The 21,076-nt window shown below is 34.2% G+C and carries 13 protein-coding genes; all 13 read left to right on the top strand.

Annotated elements, in window-relative coordinates:
- Window positions 1–4: 4 nt before the first annotated feature.
- The 13 genes from ACNQGH_RS03990 to ruvA all read left to right on the top strand — a co-directional run bounded on the left by ACNQGH_RS03990 (window position 5) and on the right by ruvA (window position 21,071).
- Complete coding sequence (locus ACNQGH_RS03990) at window positions 5–1,588, top strand: RagB/SusD family nutrient uptake outer membrane protein (protein ID WP_417954690.1); 1,584 nt, start codon at window positions 5–7, stop codon at window positions 1,586–1,588.
- 291 nt (window positions 1,589–1,879) lie between these two features.
- A complete protein-coding gene (locus tag ACNQGH_RS03995; RefSeq protein ID WP_417954691.1) occupies window positions 1,880–5,194 on the top strand; it encodes a VCBS repeat-containing protein in 3,315 nt (1,104 codons plus the stop codon).
- Entirely contained in the window at window positions 5,187–8,447 is a 3,261-nt protein-coding gene (locus tag ACNQGH_RS04000; protein ID WP_417954692.1) for a VCBS repeat-containing protein, read from the top strand. The genes ACNQGH_RS03995 and ACNQGH_RS04000 overlap by 8 nt, the downstream gene beginning before the upstream one ends.
- Before the next feature lie 55 nt (window positions 8,448–8,502).
- Window positions 8,503–9,855, top strand: a complete 1,353-nt coding sequence (locus ACNQGH_RS04005; protein ID WP_417954693.1) for a vanadium-dependent haloperoxidase — start codon at window positions 8,503–8,505, stop codon at window positions 9,853–9,855.
- Between the two features lie 2 nt (window positions 9,856–9,857).
- Window positions 9,858–10,775 carry a GyrI-like domain-containing protein gene (locus ACNQGH_RS04010; RefSeq protein ID WP_417954694.1) on the top strand — a complete coding sequence of 306 codons (918 nt, stop codon included), beginning with the start codon at window positions 9,858–9,860 and terminating at the stop codon, window positions 10,773–10,775.
- A 140-nt stretch (window positions 10,776–10,915) separates the two neighbouring features.
- Window positions 10,916–12,223 (top strand): MFS transporter, encoded by a 1,308-nt coding sequence (locus ACNQGH_RS04015; RefSeq protein ID WP_417954695.1) that lies wholly within the window; start codon window positions 10,916–10,918, stop codon window positions 12,221–12,223.
- The gene (locus ACNQGH_RS04020) at window positions 12,216–13,391 is read left to right on the top strand and encodes a glucosidase family protein (RefSeq protein WP_417954696.1); all 1,176 of its coding nucleotides are present in this window, start codon (window positions 12,216–12,218) and stop codon (window positions 13,389–13,391) included. The genes ACNQGH_RS04015 and ACNQGH_RS04020 overlap by 8 nt, the downstream gene beginning before the upstream one ends.
- A 1-nt stretch (window position 13,392) precedes the next feature.
- Window positions 13,393–14,331 (top strand): carbohydrate kinase family protein, encoded by a 939-nt coding sequence (locus ACNQGH_RS04025; protein ID WP_417954697.1) that lies wholly within the window; start codon window positions 13,393–13,395, stop codon window positions 14,329–14,331.
- A gap of 42 nt (window positions 14,332–14,373) precedes the next feature.
- Window positions 14,374–15,588, top strand: coding sequence for an MFS transporter (locus tag ACNQGH_RS04030; RefSeq protein WP_417954698.1), 1,215 nt, complete (start codon window positions 14,374–14,376; stop codon window positions 15,586–15,588).
- The gene (locus ACNQGH_RS04035) at window positions 15,585–17,450 is read left to right on the top strand and encodes a trehalase family glycosidase (protein ID WP_417954699.1); all 1,866 of its coding nucleotides are present in this window, start codon (window positions 15,585–15,587) and stop codon (window positions 17,448–17,450) included. Before ACNQGH_RS04030 ends, ACNQGH_RS04035 begins: the two co-directional genes overlap by 4 nt.
- Window positions 17,451–17,524: 74 nt before the next feature.
- Complete coding sequence (locus ACNQGH_RS04040) at window positions 17,525–17,950, top strand: CBS domain-containing protein (protein WP_417954700.1); 426 nt, start codon at window positions 17,525–17,527, stop codon at window positions 17,948–17,950.
- A gap of 160 nt (window positions 17,951–18,110) precedes the next feature.
- On the top strand, window positions 18,111–20,393 hold the full coding sequence (locus ACNQGH_RS04045) for an NADP-dependent malic enzyme (RefSeq protein WP_417954701.1): 2,283 nt from the start codon (window positions 18,111–18,113) through the stop codon (window positions 20,391–20,393).
- A gap of 96 nt (window positions 20,394–20,489) precedes the next feature.
- Window positions 20,490–21,071 (top strand): Holliday junction branch migration protein RuvA, encoded by a 582-nt coding sequence (ruvA, locus tag ACNQGH_RS04050; RefSeq protein WP_417954702.1) that lies wholly within the window; start codon window positions 20,490–20,492, stop codon window positions 21,069–21,071.
- Window positions 21,072–21,076: the final 5 nt, after the last annotated feature.

The following is a 21,076-nucleotide window of genomic DNA, read 5'->3' on the forward strand; positions in this document are numbered from 1 at the left end:
AACAATGAAAAGAATAAATATTATAAAAAGCATCTTGTTTGCAAGTACAGTAGTACTGGGAGTAAGTTGTACCAATCTAGATGAGGAAGTGTTAGATGGTGTAGTTATAGGGGGTGGAGCAACTGCTCCGGTTAATACTGCATCTCTGTTAACCAAATCTTACGAAGGATTAAGAGCCTTTCAAGATATAGGCGGAATGTATGCCTTAGATGAAATGTCAACCGATGCTTTAGTGGGGCCTACCCGTGGGGGTGACTGGGACGATAATGCAAAATGGAGACAATTGCATACCCATACTTGGGCACCGGATCATAATGAAGTTAAAGGAGCATGGAATTCTTTGTTGTCAAACGTTTATAACTGTAATTTAGTTGTAGAAAACGGTACGGCTGCTGAAGTAACTCAAGCCCGTTTTTTAAGAGCATTTTACTACTATAGTATAATTGATTTGTTTGGTCAAGTGCCTTACAGAGAAGTTGGCAGTTCATTAGAAGAGGATCCAAAAGTATGGACCAGACAAGAGGCTACAGCTTTTGTAATTACTGAATTGGAGGCTGTTGTCGCAAGTTTGCCTGCACGTACTGCTGGAGATGCGAGTATTGCAAACAAGGATGCCGCTCACTTTTTATTGGCTAAATTGTATTTAAACAAAGGAGTTTTCAATGCAGCTGATGCTGCAGGGCCTTATGTTTTTGATGCAGCTGATATGACAAAAGTGGTGACTCATGTAGATGCAATAAGCAGCACTCTAGCAGATGATTATTGGGATAACTTTAAACCGAATAACAATACTTCACCGGAGATATTATTCTCTTCTAAAAATGTAAGAGGAGGAGCTGGAGGAGGAATTCAATCAAGATGGAGAGCGGGTATGCACTACCAGCAAACACCAGATGGATGGAATGGTTTTGCCACTGTAGCGGAATACTATAACAAATTTAATCCTAATGACAGACGTATTAAAAATTCGGATCAAGCTATTATTGATGCTTTTGGAAACAATGTAGGGTTTCAAATAGGCCAAATGAAAAACGGAAAAAATCGTGATGAAAATGGTAAAGATAAAGATGCGAATGGAGTGGCATATACTAATATTCCTGCAGGAACTGTAAATCTAAAAGATAGAAATGGAAATCTTTTGATTTATACTGCCGCTTTAACTTTGATTACTGGAGGCGCTACACTTGAAACGGCTGGTATTAGAACTCAGAAATATATTCCGGATGCGGCTAATTTAGGTACTCCAGAAAATGATTATGAACTGATGCGTTATTCTGATGCTTTATTAATGAAGGCAGAAGCAATTCTAAGAGGAGGAACTGGAGTTAATGATTTAGTAAAACTTGCAAAATTAGTTGCCAGAACGAATGTGCCAGGAACTATTCCGACTACATTAGATGCTATTTATTTAGAAAGAGGTAAGGAATTATGGAATGAAGGATGGAGAAGAAATGATATGATTCGTTTTGGTAAATTCCTGGAAAAAAGAGAACTAAAACCATACGTTTCTGATAATAGATATGCTTTGTTTCCTATACCAGCAGACGCTTTGTTTAATCCGAATTTAAAACAAAACCCTGGTTACTAAGGCTTTGTTTGCAATTTATTGTGTTTTGAGTTAGTTGTAAAGAGGGTATTTATTTACCCTCTTTATTTTTTTTATACTACACCGTTTTTTCTTACGGTATTTAAAAGTGTACGCCACTTTAGAGGTTTTTTTTAAATAGCGAAAAAAACAGCTAATTTTCATTGGTTTAGCACTTAGAAATGAGCTTTTTTTATTTAAAAATCACCTATTTATTTTTATTATTAATTTTTTTTTATAATGAATAATATATAAATTGGTCAAATCTAATTACCTAATTAAATAGTTTTAAATATGTTTAATCGTATTATTTTATTTCTACTTTTTATTTTGCTTTTCTCCAACTGCTCTAAAGAAAATTCAGGAAATGAGGATGCTTTATTTTCTAAATTAGACTCTACAAATACCGGAATTAATTTTGTAAATGAAATTAAGAATGGTGAGAATATGAATATATTCAAATACAGAAATTTTTACAACGGTGGGGGTGTTGCAATCGGAGATGTCAATAATGATGGACTTTGCGATGTGTATTTTACTTCTAACCTTGGTGCCAGTAAACTCTATTTGAATAAAGGAAATTTCAAATTTAAAGACATCTCTAAAAAAGCGGGTGTCGAAGGGAATAAATCATGGTCAACAGGTGTTGTAATGGTTGATATAAACGGAGATGGATTACTTGATATATATGTTTGTAGCGCAGGGAACAACATTAACTCCATAAGAAAAAGTCAGCTTTTTATTAATAACGGTAACTTGACATTTACTGATAAGGCTGAACAATACAATCTTGCTGACACAGGTATTACAACCCATGCTGCTTTTTTTGATTATGATAAGGACGGTGATTTAGATTGTTATATTTTAAACAATAGTTTTATTCCGGTAAGTAGCCTTAATTATTCCAATAAAAGAGATCTACGGGATAAAGACTGGGATGTAGCTGATATTCTTAAAGGCGGTGGGGATAAACTACTGCGAAATGATAATGGTAAATTTACTGATGTCAGTAAAGAAGCCGGTATATACGGAAGTCTTATCGGTTTTGGTTTAGGAGTTACTGTAGGAGATGTAAATGGCGATTTATATCCGGACATTTATATTTCTAATGATTTTTATGAAAGAGATTATTTATACATTAATAATAAAAACGGAACTTTTACAGAGCAAATTCAAGGATGGGCGTCTCACATCAGTCAATCTTCTATGGGTGCCGATATGGCTGATATAAACAATGATGGTAAAGCCGATATTTTTGTAACAGATATGTTGCCTGAACACGATGAGCGTTTAAAAACTACTACAAATTTTGAAAACTATGATTTATACCTTAGAAAATTAAATTTGGATTTTTTCAATCAGTACATGCAAAATACATTGCAACTCAACAATGGCAACAATCAATTTCTTGAAATTGCGAATTATGCGGGTGTCTCTAAAACAGATTGGAGTTGGGGTGCATTAATGTTTGATATGGATAATGACGGCTACAAAGATATTTATGTATGTAATGGGATTTATAACGATTTGACCAATCAGGATTTTGTTGATTTTTTTGCTAATGAATTCATGCAAAAAATGATAGTTACTGGTAAGAAAGAGGAAATTGAAACGATTATCACTAAAATGCCAAGTACACCAATACCAAATTATGCATTCAAAAATAATAAAAATCTAACATTTACTAATGAAGCCAAAAATTGGGGATTGGATACACCAAGTTTTTCTAATGGTGCTGCTTATGGCGACTTAGATAACGATGGTGATTTGGATTTGATCGTCAATAATGTCAATATGGAGGCCTTTGTTTATAAAAATAATTCTGAAAAAAATAAAGAAAATCATTTTATAAAAGTGAAACTAAAGGGGGATAACCAAAACAAATTTGGAGTTGGAAGTATTGTTCAATTGTTTTCAGGAAAAGAAATTTTAAGACAAGAGTTAATTCCGTCAAGAGGTTTTCAATCCTCCGTTGATTATGTTATGACTTTTGGAATTGGAACAAAAAAAATTGATTCCTTACAAGTGATTTGGCCCAACAGTAAATTTCAAACTATTAAAAAAATAAAAAATAATTGTACAATCAGTTTGAATAGTATAGATGCGAAATTAAATTATATTCCTAAAATTGATAAACCGAAACCATTGTTTTTAGAAAAGAAAAATCAGTTTTTAACACATAAAGAAAATGATTATATCGATTTTGATTATGAAGGTTTGATCTCGAAAGAACTTTCGCAAGAAGGACCTTCGTTAGCTGTTGCAGATGTTAATGGAGACGGAAATGAGGATCTTTTCATTGGCGGAGCCAAAGGACAAGCGGGTAAAATCTATTTGAATAACGGTAATGATTATACGACTACGGGTCAAAAGGATTTAGAAAGCGACTCGAGTTATGAAGATACTGCAGCCAGTTTTTTTGATGCAGATGGGGATGGCGATCAAGATTTACTAGTGGGTTCCGGCGGAAACGAAAAAACAGATCAAACGAATTATAAAAACAGATTGTATTTGAATAATGGAAAAGGGATTTTTACAAAAAGTAAATCAAATATTCCATCGACAAACAATAATGTATCGGTAATAGCTACAAATGATTTTGATACTGATGGCGATATTGATGTTTTTATCGGCAGTCGAAGTGTTCCCGGGGTCTATGGAATTGATCCAAAACAATTATTATTGGAAAATGATGGTAAAGGAAATTTCACAAACGTCACTGATAAGAAAGCTTTCAAATTGAATGAGGTAGGAATGATTACTGATGCTGTTTGGGAAGATATTGATAATGACGGTAAAAAAGATTTAATTATTGTAGGCGATTGGATGGCCCCTCGAATATTCAAAAATACTGGAAGACGTTTTGCCGACTACAAATCGAACCTTACGGAATTAAAAGGTTTTTGGAATGCGGTGAGTTGTGTAGATTTGAATAATGACGGCAAAAAAGACCTTGTGCTGGGAAATAAAGGAACTAATACTCCTTATAAAGCGTCAAGTACTAATCCGATGCGATTATTTGTAAATGATTTCGACAATAATGGAACTATTGAGCAAATTGCAACCCGGTTTATTGATAATAGAGATGTACCTATTCATTTAAAACAGGAATTGGCCAAACAAATACCTTCTGTCAAAAAGAAGAATTTAAGTTATGCCGACTATTCCAAAAAATCATTTCAGGAACTTTTTGCTCAAGATATAGTTGATAATTCGATCCAAAAAACAACAACAATTCAGGAAAGTGTCATCGCTATTAACAAAGGAAATGGAAAATTTGAAGTAAAAGTGTTACCAAAAGAAGTTCAGTTTTCCTGTGTAAATACGATCTGTACTTTGGATATAAATAAAGATGGAATCTTAGATTTGATTCTGGGCGGCAATCAATATGAATTCAAGCCTCAATTCTCCAGATTAGATGCCAGTTATGGAACTGTTCTCTTAGGAAGTAAAAAGGGAACTTTTTCTATATTGCCTTATAATAAATCAGGTTTCTTCATGAAAGGTGAAATAAAACATATTAAAACAATAAAAAACAAGAGTAACACTATTGCTGTTATAGCTGTTATTAATGATAATATCCCTAAAATATTTACACGCAATGAATAATTTTTTTAGAATAGCATTCGTTTTATTGCTGATGGTCAGTTGTTCAAAAAAACAAGATCAGTTATTTGAAAAACTACCGTCGGAGAAAAGTAATATTACGTTCAATAACCAATTGTTAGAATCCAAAAACATTTCTATTTTAGATTATCTCTATTATTACAATGGCGGCGGAGTCGCATTGGGAGATATCAATAATGATGGTCTGGTAGATATTTATTTTACTTCAAATCAAGGTAAAAATAAATTGTATTTGAATAAAGGAGGGAATAAATTTGAAGATATTAGTAAGAAAGCTGCCGTTGAAGGTCAAAGTGACTGGAATGCGGGTGCTATAATGGCAGATGTAAACGGTGATGGCTATTTAGATATTTATGTTTGTGCGGTTGTTGGCATCAATGGTTTTGAAGGGCATAACGAGTTGTTTATCAATAACAAGAACAATACATTTACCGAAAGCGCCGCTGAATATGGATTAGATCTTGATAATTATAGTTCATCGGCTGCATTTTTTGATTATGATAATGACGGTGATTTAGATATGTACTTATTAAATCATGCTGTCCATTCTGAATTGTCATTTGGTAATGCTGAAATTAGAAATAAGAGAAGCTACGAATGCGGAGATAAATTATTTAGAAATGACAATAATAAATTTGTTGACGTAAGTGAGCAGGCCGGGATTTTTGGTGGTGCTAATGGGTACGGTCTAGGAATAGCGGTTTCTGATTTTAATCTTGATGGGTATCCTGATATTTACGTTTGTAATGACTTTCATGAAGACGATTATTACTACTTAAATAACGGGGACGGGACTTTTACGGAAAGTTTGAAAAAACATTTTGGACATACCAGTAGATTCTCAATGGGAGTGGACGTTGCAGATGTGAATCATGATGGATTTCCTGATATTATGACATTAGACATGCTTCCGGAGGACGAAAAAGTTTTGAAATCTTCATTGGGTGATGACAATGTTCAGATGCTGAAAATGCGAACAGAGAAATTAGGCTATCATTACCAGTACACCCGAAACATGTTGCAACTGAATCAAACAGGAGATCATTTTACAGAAACGGCTTTATTAAGTGGTGTTGCGGCTACTGATTGGAGTTGGAGCCCATTATTTGCGGATTATGATGAAGACGGAGAACAGGATATATTTGTATGTAATGGAATTCCGAAACGTCCCAACGATTTGGATTATGTGAAATACTTTTCAAATGATCAGATAAAAAGTAAAATCAGCACAACTAAATTGTTGGACAAAGAAGCTTTAAGGAAAATGCCAAAAGGCAATGTCTCCAATTATGTTTTTCAAGGTTCGAAAGATTTAATGTTTAAAAACAGATCGAAAGACTGGATCGAAAATGATTCTATAATTTCAAATGGCAGCGGTTATGCTGATATTGATAATGATGGGGATCTAGACGTAATTACGAATAATTTAAATAGTGTAGCATCCGTTTATATAAACGGTACCAATAAGAATTCGAACTATTTGAAATTGAAATTGCAGTTTGGCGGAAAAAACACTTTTGGTATTGGGACCAAAGTGATTTCTTATTCTAAAGGCAAAAAACAATTCAAAGAACTCCAGAGTACAAGAGGATTTCAATCTTCTTCGGAGCCTATTATTCATTTTGGTTATGGTCAGACAAAAAAGGTAGATTCGTTAGTGGTTATTTGGCCGGACAAAACCTATCAGACATTGAAGGATGTTAAAACCTGTCAAACACTGACTATAAAACCCAATAACAACCGAAAAGCATTTGATTATGCTAAATTGCATCCTGCGGTGCTGCCTATTTTTAAAAAGGTAGCCACTAATTTAGGGATTGACTTTATGCATCAGGAAAATGATTATATCGATTTTGTGTTCCAAAAATTAATTCCGTACCAACGTTCTGATCGTGGACCAGCAACGGCAGTTGGCGACTTAAATGGAGATGGTAGGGATGATGTTTTCTTTGGTGGAGCCAAAAATAAAAGAGCAGCCATTTACCTTCAAAATCCAACAGGGTTTACTAAAAAACCATATAAGGAAATTGAAAACGATTCTGTTTTTGAAGATGCTTCGGCTGTAATTGGTGATTTTAACAACGATAAAATAAACGATTTGTTTGTGGTTTCCGGTGGCGGTGAAAATGCATCTAATTTGCAAGACCGATTGTATTTAGCGAATACGGGTCAGTTGGTAAAAACGGATTTGCCTAAATTAGCCCAAAATGCTTCGGTTGTAAAAATGTTCGACTACGATAAAGATGGTGATTTAGACGTTTTTATTGCCAATAATTCGGTGAACAATAGATTTGGAAGTATGCCGGACTGTTATTTGCTGAACAATAATAAAGGTGTTTTTACTATTGTGGAAAATAAAACTTTTTCGAAAATTGGAATGGTTACCGACGCTATTTTTAATGATTTTAATACAGATGGTAAAATAGATATTATCGCTATAGGGGAGTGGATGAAACCTACTTTTTTCGCAAATACTAATGGAAAGTTTAAAGATGTAACTGAAACAGTCTTTCCTGAGAAAAGCAATGGAATATGGCAATCTATACTGCCTTTTGACATTGATAATGATGGCGATCAGGATTATTTGGTTGGAAACTGGGGAATGAATTCTAAATTCAAAGCTTCCCAAGCGTTTCCTATGAAGATGTATTACGATGATTTTGACGGAAATGGTTCTTTTGAAACTATTGTGGCTAAAGAAAAAAATGGGAAATACTACACGACCCTGGGACTGGATGAATTAGCGGAGCAATTTAGTGGAATGCTCAAGAAGAAATTTAATAGCTATAAATCATTTGCCGGTAAAACATTAGAAGAGGTTTTTGATCCAAAAATGCTCGAAAAGGCAAAATTATATGAAGTGCACAATTTGAGATCGGGGTATTTAAGAAATGACAAAGGAAAATTTACTTTTGTTGCTTTTTCGAATAAAATGCAAGTGGCACCAATTACCTGTTTTGTAAAATCAAATTTTGATTCTGATAAAAAAGAAGAAGTTTTTGCGGCAGGAAATTATTTTGGAGTGTCCCCTTATCACAGCCGATTTGATGGGTTTTCAGGAGCTTTAATAAAAAACGAAAAAACAATCTATTTGGGAAATCAAATTGGTGTCGATTTAACTCAGAAGGCCGTTAAGCATTTGGATGTTATCAATTTCAATGGTAAAAAATATTTATTGATTACCATCAATAATAACAAAACTGAGGTGTACGAAATGCCTATGGTTAAAAATTAATTTAAAAAATACTGCAAACAAAATACTACAAACAAAATAATTAAACCAAAATAAAATGAAATCTAAAATTTATCTTTTAGGACTTATAACGTTCTTTTTAATTTCTTGTAAAAAAGAAAATACAATTAAGGTTACAACAAATGATTTCTGTGCTGCTGTGGATACTGTAACCGGAATTATGGTTCATGATATCTTTTCACCTCCCGTTGCGAGTAGAATTTACGTTTATCCAAATGTGGCGGCCTATGAGATTATGGCTCAAAACAGTACTAAATACGAAAGTCTGCAAGGGCAGTTAAAAGGATTGGATTCTATCCCTAAACTAGATTCAAAAAGTGGCGTTAATAAAAATTTGGCGGCACTTATTGCCCATATTGAAGTAAGTAAACAATTAATTTTTTCTGAAGCAGCGTTAGAGAAATACAGAGACAGTTTATATGAAAAATGGGAAAATGAGAATGCTAAGGAATTCCTGGTTTCTAAAGAATATGGATTAAAGGTGGCAGATCGGATAAAAAAGTGGATGGGGAAAGACAATTACAAGCAAACCCGAACTTTTTCTAAATTTTCTGTTTATGCAAATCAGAAAGGAAGATGGCAGCCCACCCCACCAGCTTATATGGATGCGGTTGAACCACATTGGGGTGAAATAAGAACTTTAGTTATGGATTCTGCTTCTCAGTTTAAACCAATTGCGGCCTATTCTTTTTCTACGAATAAAAATTCTACTTTTTACAAAGACGCAAAGGAAACCTATGACGTAGGAAATATGATTTCCAAAAAATTAATAATCATGGAGAAAAATAAAAGTACTGTAATTCCGGAAGAATCAGCGATTGCCACTTTTTGGGATTGCAATCCGTATGCTACAGTTACTCAAGGTCACATGATGTTTGCCAAGAAGAAAAATTCACCGGATGCACATTGGATGAATATAACCAAAATTGCCTTGAAAAAAGATAAATCTGATTTTGGAACTGCCGTTTTTGCCTATACTAAAACATCAATTGGAGTTTTTGAAAGTATTATCAGTTGTTGGAATGAGAAATTTAAAAGTAATGTAGTTAGACCTGAAACCTATATTAATCAAAATATTGATGAAAATTGGAGACCACAATTGCAAACCCCCCCTTTTCCAGAATATACTAGCGGACATTCCGTGATTTCTTCCTGTTCGTCGCTGATTTTAACCTCTATTTTTGGAGATAATTTTAGTTACATTGATGATTCGGAAGTCTCTTTCGGATTGCCTAAAAGACCTTTTAAGTCCTTCAAGCAAGCAGCTGCAGAAGCTGCAATAAGCAGGTTGTACGGAGGGATTCATTATCGGGCAGCAGTTGAGAACGGGATCAAACAAGGGAATAATATTGGCAATTATTTAAATAAAAAATTAAAGATGCTTAAATAATAATGACAGCAAGAAAAAAATATATAATAGGGTTTAGTACATTTTTTTTATTGTTTTTAGGGTGGTATTTATTTATAAAAAAAAGTGATTATTGTATTTCATTTAAAGTTAATGCCGCCACAGGAACTATTTTTCAAGGTATTCAGGAATGGTCTGCATCTCAGGAAGTAAATCAAAAGGAAAAGTATACCATTACGGAAAAGAAGAATTTTGATTTCATAAAGGAAGAGATGAGAAGGGGGAATGTCCAAACGGAATATACCTGGGAAATGAAATCGATTAATGATTCGGTTACTTCAGTAAATGTCGGTATAAAGGATTTCAATACGAGTTTGTTCAATAGGCTTACTGCTCCTTTTTACAATACCAGATTTAAAGTGGAACAAATTAAAAAAATAACTGATTTTAAAAACGGCTTAAATAACCATATAAAAAACTTTAAAGTCAAAATTGATGGTGAAGGTACTTCTGAAGAAACATTTGTGGCGTATTTAAAGCTGACCAGTGTATTGCAGGAAAAAGCACAAAGCATGATTGCCAACGATGGAATTATTACTGGTTTTTTGCAGCAGAACAATATTAAGATAATAGGAAGGCCTTATTTAGAAATTGAAAGTTGGGATCTTGATAAAGAAACAATCCGTTTTAATTATTGCTTTCCAATTGATAAGAACACGAAAATTATCGAAAATGAGTTTGTTAAATTCAAAACATTGCCAGCTGTTAAAGGTTTGAAGGCTACTTATTATGGGAGTTTTAGGACCTCGGACAGAGCATGGTTTGCTTTACAGGATTATGCGAAGAGAAATAATATTATATTGGAAAATAAACCGGTAGAAAATTTTATTACAAATCCTTTTAATGGGGGTAATGAATTGGAATGGGAAGCTAAAATATTTATTCCAGTTGCGATAAAATAAATAGCTTTTTATAGTTTATTTTAACATTTCGAAAACGTTTTCGGTTATTCCGAAAACGTTTTTTGTTTTAATTATCATTGAATTGGGAATTTAAAAATTAAATTTAAAAAAAATTAACAAACCAATACATTAACCAAAGAATGGGAAGTAAAATAAAATTAGATTTTTGGCAAATTTGGAATATGAATGTTGGTTTTTTTGGTATTCAATATAGTTTTGGTTTACAACAAAGTGCCGTAAATCCAATTTATGATTTTTTAGGTGCAAGTCCTGACCAAATTCCATTACTTAATCTTGCGGGTCCGGTTACAGGATTATTAATACAACCTTTAATTGGTGCATTGAGTGATAAGACATGGCATCCGAGGTGGGGAAGACGCAAGCCTTATTTTTTCATTGGTGCTATGATGTGTAGTGTTGCCTTATTGCTGTTCCCATTTAGTAGTTCGCTATGGATGGCGGCGGGCTTACTTTGGATATTAGACGCCGGTAATAATACCGCAATGGAGCCTTATAGGGCTTTCATTGCTGATAAACTAGATGACAATCAACTGCCTTTAGGTTTTCAGATGCAAAGTTTTTTTACTGGTTTGGGGCAAACCTTAGCCAATTTGTCTTTATTCATTTTTCCGCTGATTATTGTGGGGAAAACAGGTTCGTTGCCCACTTGGGTTTATGCTTCATTCTTTTTAGGAGCAGTTTGTTCTATTGGAACAATTTGGTGGAGTATGAAAACAACGAAAGAAATTCCACCTACAGCCGAAGAGCTTTTGTATATTAAATCAAATAAAGGTGGGGTATTCGATCCGCTGATAGAAATTTTTTCTGCAATTGGTGATATGCCTAAAGTCATGTGGCAATTGGCTTTAGTCTATCTCTTTCAGTGGTACGCTTTGTTTTGTTATTGGCAAAATTCTTCCAAAAGTATCGCTTTATCCGTTTGGGATGCTACCCCAAAAAGTAATCCTGAAGCTTATGAAGCAGCAGTTGGATGGACAGGATTAGTTAATGGATGGTATAATGTTGTAACTTTTTTGACGGCATTTGCGTTAGTAGGATTTGCAAAAAGATACAGCCCCAAAAAAGTGCATGCGTTTTGCTTGTTTATAGCGGCAATTGGTCTTTTGGTTTTTCCACATATACATGATAAGAATTTATTGTTTTTTGCGATAACAGGCTTTGGTATAGGCTGGGCCAGTATGATGGGGATACCCTATTTAATGGTCGTGTCAGATATCCCAAAAGAAAGATATGGGGTCTACATGGGTATTATAAATATGATGATTGTTATTCCAATGATTATTCAAAATGTCTCATTTGGATATATCTTGAAACATTTTTTGAATAATGATTCTCGATTAGCTATAACTTTTGCAGGTGTATTATTGATTATTAGTTCAGTATGTACCTTAATTATTAAAACAAAAAAACAAGAATTAAGTGAATGATTTAAATTATACAAAGGCAATAGAATTACTTCAAAAAGTATCTTCGTCTGAAGGGTTTCTGGCAAGTGCCCAAAATATTTCTAATTATAAAAGAGTCTGGGCCCGTGACGGTGTGATTTGTGGATTAGCTGCTTTAGCCGCCGGAGATGATGATTTGATTGCGACTTTTCGTAAGACATTAGAAACATTGGCCAATAATCAACATTATAATGGGACTATTCCATCAAATGTAATGACAAATGGGGATGTTGTTGAAGTGAGTTATGGAGGTTTAGCGGGAAGAGTAGATGCTGTTACTTGGTTTGTTATTGGGATTTGCCAATATGCTTTCTATAAAAATGATATCACTTTCGTGAAAAAATACGAAGGTAATATTCAAAAATGCTTACAGCTTCTTGAGGCTTGGGAATTCAACAATAAACATTTGTTGTATGTGCCTCTTTCAGGAAACTGGGCGGATGAGTACATAACTGACGGCTATGTTTTATATGATCAATTGCTTAGGATATGGGCATTGAGAAGTTATAATTATTTTGCAAAGGATAATTCGGTTGCTGCTAAAATTGAAAAAATTACCGAGCAACTTGAAATTAATTTTACTCCTAATTCAGTAGGGGAGAAATACCACGAGAGGGCTTATAATGAAGCTAATGTTCAGGAATTCATGCCTTGTTCTTTTTCACCGGCAGGTTATAAAATACAATTTGATGCTTTCGCCAATTCCTTGGCTTTGTATTTGAATATTGGCAATCAAAATTTCCAAAAAAGTATTTTAGAACATGCCGTGAAACTTTCAAATGAAAGACCTTTAAAATTAATACCTGCCTTTTGGCCGCCAATTGAGGAAAGCGATTTAGATTGGAATTTGCTCAGAAATAATTGCAAATATGAATTCAGGAATTATCCAAATGAGTTTCATAATGGAGGAAGTTGGTCAATGGTTAATGGTTTTTTTGGTCTGGCGTTACTCGCAAAAGAAAAAGGAAATGAAGCAAATGAAATTTTGAATGCTATAAATGAAGCAAATGCTATTGAAAATTTTAGTTTTTACGAAAATTTCAATAGTGAAACCAAAGCTCCAAATGGAGTTCCATTTTGTGCATGGAGTGCAGCAGCAGCAGTGATGTTACATCAAAGTTTGTATACAAATTTTAAATTTTTAGTTTAAATTGGAAAAAACAATAGACATAATATGCGCAGGAGAAGTATTGATTGACTTTATTGGTCATGAAGTAAATACTTCGATAAATAGGACAAAAGATTATCACCGTTTTCTGGGGGGGTCGCCTACAAATGTAGCGGTGAATGCTGCAAGATTAGGATTGAAATCCGTATTGGTCGCTACTTGCGGTCAGGATGGTTTGGGAGAATATATTGTTCGAAAACTAAAACTAAATAATGTAATTACTTCCCAAATTAGAAAATCAGATACTGAGCCAACATCAGTTATTTTCGTATCAAAATCTACTGGTACGCCAGATTTTATTCCTTATAGGGAAGCAGATTATCACATAAAACAAAGTCAAATTCCAGAAGAGTTACTGCAAAGTGCTAAGATCTTTCATACTACTTGTTTTGCTTTAAGCAAAAATCCAGCTCGAACAACGATTTTGGAAAGCGCCAGAAAAGCTAGAGCGTTAGGATTGCAAACTAGTATAGATATTAATTTTTCGGAAAGAATATGGCCTGATAGAGAAGAAGCGAAACAAGTTTTAAAAGAATATTTGTCAACTAATCCTCTTGTGAAATTAAGTGAGGATGATTGCTACAGACTTTTTGCAACAGCGAAAACTGAAGATTATATTTTTGAATATTTCCATGAACTAGGCGCTTCAACTATTTGTCTGACAAAAGGAAAAGACGGTGTAGTATTATCGGATAAAAATTTCGGAATGTTTCACCAAAAGGCCACCCATATTGATGATATAAAGGATACAACAGGAGCAGGCGATGCTTTTTGGACTGGTTTTTTGTATGGACAATTATTGAATAAAAATTTTGAAGAAACAATAACGATAGCTCAAAAATTAGCTGTTTTGAAACTTCAAAATGTGGGTAGATTACCAGAAGGAATTAATATTCAAGAATATTTGAACGCTGATTCTTAAATTGAATCAGAATCAAATTTGTAGGTTTTAAAAACAAAAGAAATGAAAAAAAACGCCGTCAAAATTGCGATGTATCTGAATTATTTTGTGTTTGCAATTTTGCTGAACAGTGTAGGAATTGTAATTCTCAAATCTCAGGTGAATTATGGAGTAGATGAATTGCAAGCCAGTATTTTGGAAGCATTCAAAGATTTACCCATTGCTATAGTTTCTTTTTTAATAGCTTCTTTTTTACCACGGATTGGTTATAAAAAAGCCATGCTTATAGGACTGGCATTGGTTTCGGTAGCCTGCATAAATATGTATTTTGGGAACTCATTTGGTACGGCAAAGGTGCTCTTTGCCACTGTTGGGGTGTCATTTGCCTTAATAAAAGTCTCCGTATATTCGTTAATTGGAACAATAACAGAAAATCAGAAAGAGCATAATAGTTTGATGAGCAGTATTGAAGGAGTTTTTATGATAGGAATTGCCTTAGCTTACTTTTTATTTCCTGCTTTTAATTCTGATACAAATCCGGATTCATGGTTAAATGTCTATTGGTTGTTGGCTGGAATTTCATTAGTCTCATTTGGATTTTTGTTTTTTACAAAATTTGAAACCCAAACTGAAATTCCCGGAGTTAATTTGGTCGATGATTTTGTACAAATGTTCAAATTATTTGCTCAGCTGCTAACTGTCGTTTTTGTAATCAGTGCTTTTTTGTTTGTAATGATAGAACAAGGGATTATGTCCTGGCTGCCTACATTCAATAGTAAAGTGCTGCATCTGCCACAAAATGTAAGTATTATGATGGCAAGTATATTAGCCATTACTTTAGCAGTCGGACGGCTTTTAGCCGGTGTGATTACAAAAAAAATAAATTGGATTTGGGTGCTCAGTTTTTGTATCGTAATGGCGATGTTAATTGTTGTTTTTCTACTCCCAAAAACAGTTGGGTTAGAGGTAAAAGAAATTAATTCACTTACCGATATTCCATTGATAGGATTTGCATTTCCATTGGTTGGACTTTTTATTGCACCGATTTATCCGCTTTTAAATTCAGTTGTTTTGAGCGCTTTGCCAAAAAAATTGCATAGTTCGATGACGGGTTTAATTGTTGTTTTTTCCGCTCTTGGAGGTACGCTTGGATCTAGAATTATTGGTTATTTATTCAAAAATGAAGGTCCTGAAAATGCTTTTTTCTATACTTTAATTCCAATGTCTTTACTACTTGTTTCATTCTTTATACTAAAAAAACTTACTTCTAAAATATGAATTTACTAATTAACATAGACAGGGTATTTCATGAATTACTACTTCAGGAAGATACTGATAAAGATAAAAAAATCACTAAAGATGATAAAGGACCTAAAAAGTTTGCTTTAGTAGATGAAAACACAAAACAAGAGATTGTTATTGAGGGAACGTATCATTTGTCAAATTTACTTCAGGAATTGGCTTTATTAAAGGAAAATAAGGTGAATGTAGGTGAAGTAGATTTGAGCCGCATTCAAGAAAATCCTGTAGAACGGATTTCAAGAAAAATCAGAGATGATTATTGGAACGAATTGACGCGAACTATTGATAGAAAAGGTTTAGATCAAATTCTTAAGGACGAAAAAACCACCAATGAAGTCCCTACCCTTTATGTTTCGGCAAAAGACAAACAAGGGGTTGCCTATTTTCAGGAACTGGAAAAAGAACTTCAGAATTTTAAAGTAGGTATTTTACCGGAACATTTTTCGATGGAATATGTAGAGACATTAAATACAAAACCGGGTATTTTGGCTTTAGCTTTAGAGCAAAAAAGATCCAGTTTGCAAGGAGTGCCCTTTGTAGTACCCGGAGGAAGGTTTAATGAGATGTATGGTTGGGATAGTTACTTTATTGGAGTTGGTTTAATTATAGACAATCAACTCGATAAAGCGATGTCTATAGCAGAGAATTTTAAATATCAAATTATTCATTACGGTAAAATTCTAAATGCGAACAGGAGTTACTATTTAACAAGGACACAGCCACCATTGTATTCTTCTCTGATAATAGAAATTGTAAAAAAGAAAGCGCCAAGTCCGGAGTGGTTGAGAGGCCATTTGGAAACGGTTATCTTGGAATACAATACGGTTTGGATGGTGCAGGGAAACCGATTGACACCAACAGGTTTAAATCGATACAGAGCCGATGGGGTTGGTATGCCTTTCGAAGTAGAGCCTGGGCATTTTGATGATGTTTTAGAACCGTATGCAAAAAAATACAACTTACCCATTGCGGAATTTGAAAAACGATACTTAAACAGGACTCTTGTTGATGCTGAGCTTGATACCTACTTTATTCATGATCGAAGTTTGAGAGAAAGTGGTCACGATACAACTGATAGACTGATAAATAGATGTGCTAATTTGAATTCGGTGGATGTCAATAGTTTTCTGTACAAATATGAAAAGGATATCGCGTATTTGATAAAGGAATATTTCAACAATGCTTTCCAAGTTGGAGCGCTGACCTATACTTCGGAAGAATGGGAAGAGAAAGCGCTTTTTAGAAAAGGGAAGATGGACGAATTGTGTTGGAATGAAGAATTAGGCATGTATTTCGACTATGATTTTGTGGCTAAAAATCAATTTCCATTTGAAGCAGCAACTACATTTTTTACTTTATGGGCTGGTTTGTGTAATGAGGACCAGGCTAAAAAATTAGTTGAAATAGCGTTGCCTCAATTTATAAAAGAGGGAGGCATTACAGGAAGTACCAAAGCGAGTAGTGATCGTTTTTCAAAAGATGCACCACAACGGCAATGGGACTATCCGTTTGGTTGGGCGCCACATCAAATGTTATTGTGGGAGGGGCTAATTAAATATAAGTTTTTCAATAAGGCGCAAGAAATGGTCTACCGATGGTTGTGGTTAATTACCAAAAATTCCGTAGAATACAACGGAACGATCCCTGAGAAATTTGATTTAGAAATCAGTTCGCATAAAGTTTTTGCTGAATATGGCAATGTGGGAACTGAATTTGACTATATCGCCAAAGAAGGATTTGGTTGGGTGAACGCATCGTATCAATATGGGTTGCAGTTATTGAGCGACAATTTAAAACAACAACTAAATCAGCTGACTTCGCCTGAAGAATTGTTTTAATGTGAAATAAATAAAAAAAATTATCTTTTGAATGCTATTTTTTTTAACTTTATGGTAAATTAAACCTAACTATCATGACTGTTAATCAAATATTAAGCACAAAAGGAAAGGAAGTTTACGCAGTACTTTCCACTAACACTGTATACGAAGCTTTGACAGTGATGAGCGAGAAAAACATTGGGGCCATTCTTATTATTGAAGAGGGGGTTTTGAAAGGAGTTTTGTCTGAAAGAGATTATGCCAGAAAAATCGTTTTGAAAGCTAAATCTTCAAAGAAAGCCTTGGTTCATGAAATCATGGAAACGGAAGTGTTTACTGTAAAACCTTCCGATAATTTAGATTATTGCATGGAATTGATGAGTACTAAAAGAGTGAGGCATTTGCCTGTTTTAGAAAACGATACGGTAATAGGAATTATTTCCATAAGTGATGTTGTAAAAGCAATAATCGACATCCAAAAAGATACGATTCAACATTTAAACTCCTATATTACACAATAAAAGTTAAATAGTCCGATAAATAAAATAGCTGCGAATTTTTGCAGCTATTTTTATTTGTATCTGCTCGGGCTAGCCTGTTTTTTTATAAAAGAATAGGATAAAAGCCAACTTTTTAAACCAAGTCTTCTATCTTTGTATGAGAGAATAAAATCTAAAAACAATGGACAAAAACAGCAAAAGAAGAGAAGCATTATTATACCATGCAAAGCCAACTCCTGGTAAAATTCAGGTAGTTCCTACTAAGAAATATGCAACACAAAGAGATTTGTCTTTGGCATATTCCCCTGGTGTGGCCGAGCCATGTTTAGAAATTGCAAAAGATGTTAATAATGTTTATAAATATACAGCTAAAGGAAATTTGGTAGCAGTAATCACTAATGGTACTGCAGTGTTAGGGCTTGGAGACATTGGTCCTGAGGCGTCTAAACCCGTAATGGAAGGTAAAGGATTGCTATTTAAAATATTTGCCGATATTGATGTGTTTGACATTGAAATCGGGACTAAGGATATTGAGGAATTTATCCAGACAGTCAAAAACATAGCGCCAACTTTTGGTGGAATTAATTTAGAAGATATTAAAGCTCCGGAATCTTTTGAGATAGAGAGAAGATTGGTTGAAGAGTTGAATATTCCTGTTATGCATGACGATCAACATGGAACGGCTATTATCTCATCGGCTGCTTTGTTGAATGCATTAGAACTGGCTAATAAAAAATCAGAAGATGTAAAAATGGTTGTTTCGGGAGCTGGTTCTGCCGCTCTTGCCTGTGCTGATTTGTATGTTTTGTTAGGAGTTAAAGTGGAAAATATATTGATGTTTAACAGTAAGGGAGTCTTGACAAAAGACAATCCTGCTCTTTCGGATTTGCAACAAAAATATGCTAGAGACATAAAACCAATAAGTCTTGAGGAAGCATTAATTGGTGCAGATATCTTTTTAGGTTTGTCAACAGGAGGTATTATGTCTCCACAAATGTTGATGGGAATGGCAGAAAATCCAATCGTTTTTGCAATGGCAAATCCAGATCCGGAAATTGACTATAATCTTGCTGTTGCAACTCGAAAAGATGTTATAATGGCTACGGGACGTTCTGATTTTCCTAATCAGGTGAATAACGTTCTCGGATTTCCTTATATTTTTAGAGGAGCGCTTGATGTTCGTGCAACCAAAATAAACGAAGCCATGAAGATGGCAGCTGTGAAAGCACTCGCTTTATTGACAAAAGAATCTGTTCCAGAACAGGTAAATGTTGCCTATGGGGCAACTAAGTTGGTTTTTGGAAAAGAATACATAATTCCAAAGCCATTTGATCCAAGATTGATAACTATTGTGGCACCAGCTGTTGCAAAAGCTGCGATGGATTCTGGAGTGGCGTTAAATCCTATTACCGATTGGAAAAAGTATGAGGAAGAACTTTTGGATCGTTTGGGGAATGATAACAAAATGGTTCGGTTGATTACCAATAGAGCTAAAATGGATCCAAAAAGAATCGTTTTTGCTGAAGCGGATCATTTAGATGTTCTTAAAGCGGCTCAAATTGTATTAGAAGAAGGTATCGGTTTCCCAATTTTATTAGGGAATAAAGAAATAATTTTAGAATTAAAAGAAGAGCTTGGTTTTGATGCCGATGTTCAAATTATTGATCCAAAAATAAAAGAAGAGGAATCTAGAAGAAATAGATTTGCAAATACCTATTGGTCATCCAGACAAAGACGTGGGATATCTTTATTTGATGCTCAGAAATTAATGCGTGAAAGAAACTACTTTGCAGCGATGATGGTCAATGAGGGCGAAGCAGATGCATTGGTTAGCGGACATTCCAGAAGTTATCCATCAGTTGTAAAACCAATGTTGCAACTTATTGGTAAAGCTCCCGGGGCTTCTCTTGTTGCCACTACAAATATGATGATGACGGCCCGTGGGCCAATGTTTTTATCAGACACGGCTATAAACATCAATCCATCAGCGGATGATTTGGCTAAAATTGCTATTATGACTGCGAAAACTGCAAGAATGTTTGGAGTGGAGCCCGTAATTGCAATGATATCGTATTCTAATTTTGGTTCTTCAACAAATGAAAGTGCTGCAAAAGTTAGAGAAGCAGTCACTTATTTGCATAAAAATCATCCTGATATGGTTATTGATGGAGAAATTCAGGCTGATTTTGCATTGAATCCAGAAATGTTGAAGGAAAAGTTTCCGTTTTCTAAACTGGCGGGTAAAAAAGTAAACACCTTAATTTTCCCGAATCTGGAATCGGCCAATATTACCTATAAACTTTTGAAAGAGTTAAATAAAGTAGATTCAATAGGACCTATCATGTTAGGAATGGGAAAACCAGTTCATATATTTCAACTTGGCGCAAGCGTAGAAGAAATGGTAAATATGGCTGCTATTGCTGTGATTGATGCGCAGGAAAAAGAGAAGAAAAAGAATCTGTAAATTGGATAATTCTTTGATAGAAAGAGCATTTAAACCGATAGATTTAGCGAAATTATGTGCTATTTTTATTATATTTGGTGACATATATTATAAAAAATGATTGCACATATACAGGGGAAATTAGTAGAAAAGACACCAACACAGGTAGTTATTGATTGCGGAGGTGTAGGATATCATGTAAATATATCCTTACATACCTATTCTTTACTCCCCAATACTGACTTTATAAAATTGTATACGCATCTTCAAATAAAAGAAGATGCGCATACTTTATTTGGTTTTGTAGAAAAATCAGAAAGGGAAATTTTCAAATTATTATTATCAGTTTCTGGTATTGGGGCCAGTATTGCCAGAACCATGTTGTCATCATTAGACCCAAAACAAATTACAAATGCTATTGCATCAGCTGATGTGGTTACAATTCAATCCATAAAAGGAATTGGTAGCAAAACGGCACAAAGAGTAATACTTGATTTAAAAGAAAAGGTATTGAAATTGTATGATTTAGATGAAGTTTCTATGTCGCAAAGCAATACAAATCGAGATGAAGCGTTATCTGCTTTGGAGGTGTTAGGTTTCGTTCGAAAAACTTCAGAACGAATCGTAGAAAAAATTGTAAAAGAGGATCCAGATGCTTCTGTTGAATCGATTATTAAGAAGGCTTTAAAGAACTTATAAAAGGT

The organism is Flavobacterium kochi (assembly GCF_048286715.1).
GTDB lineage: Bacteria > Bacteroidota > Bacteroidia > Flavobacteriales > Flavobacteriaceae > Flavobacterium.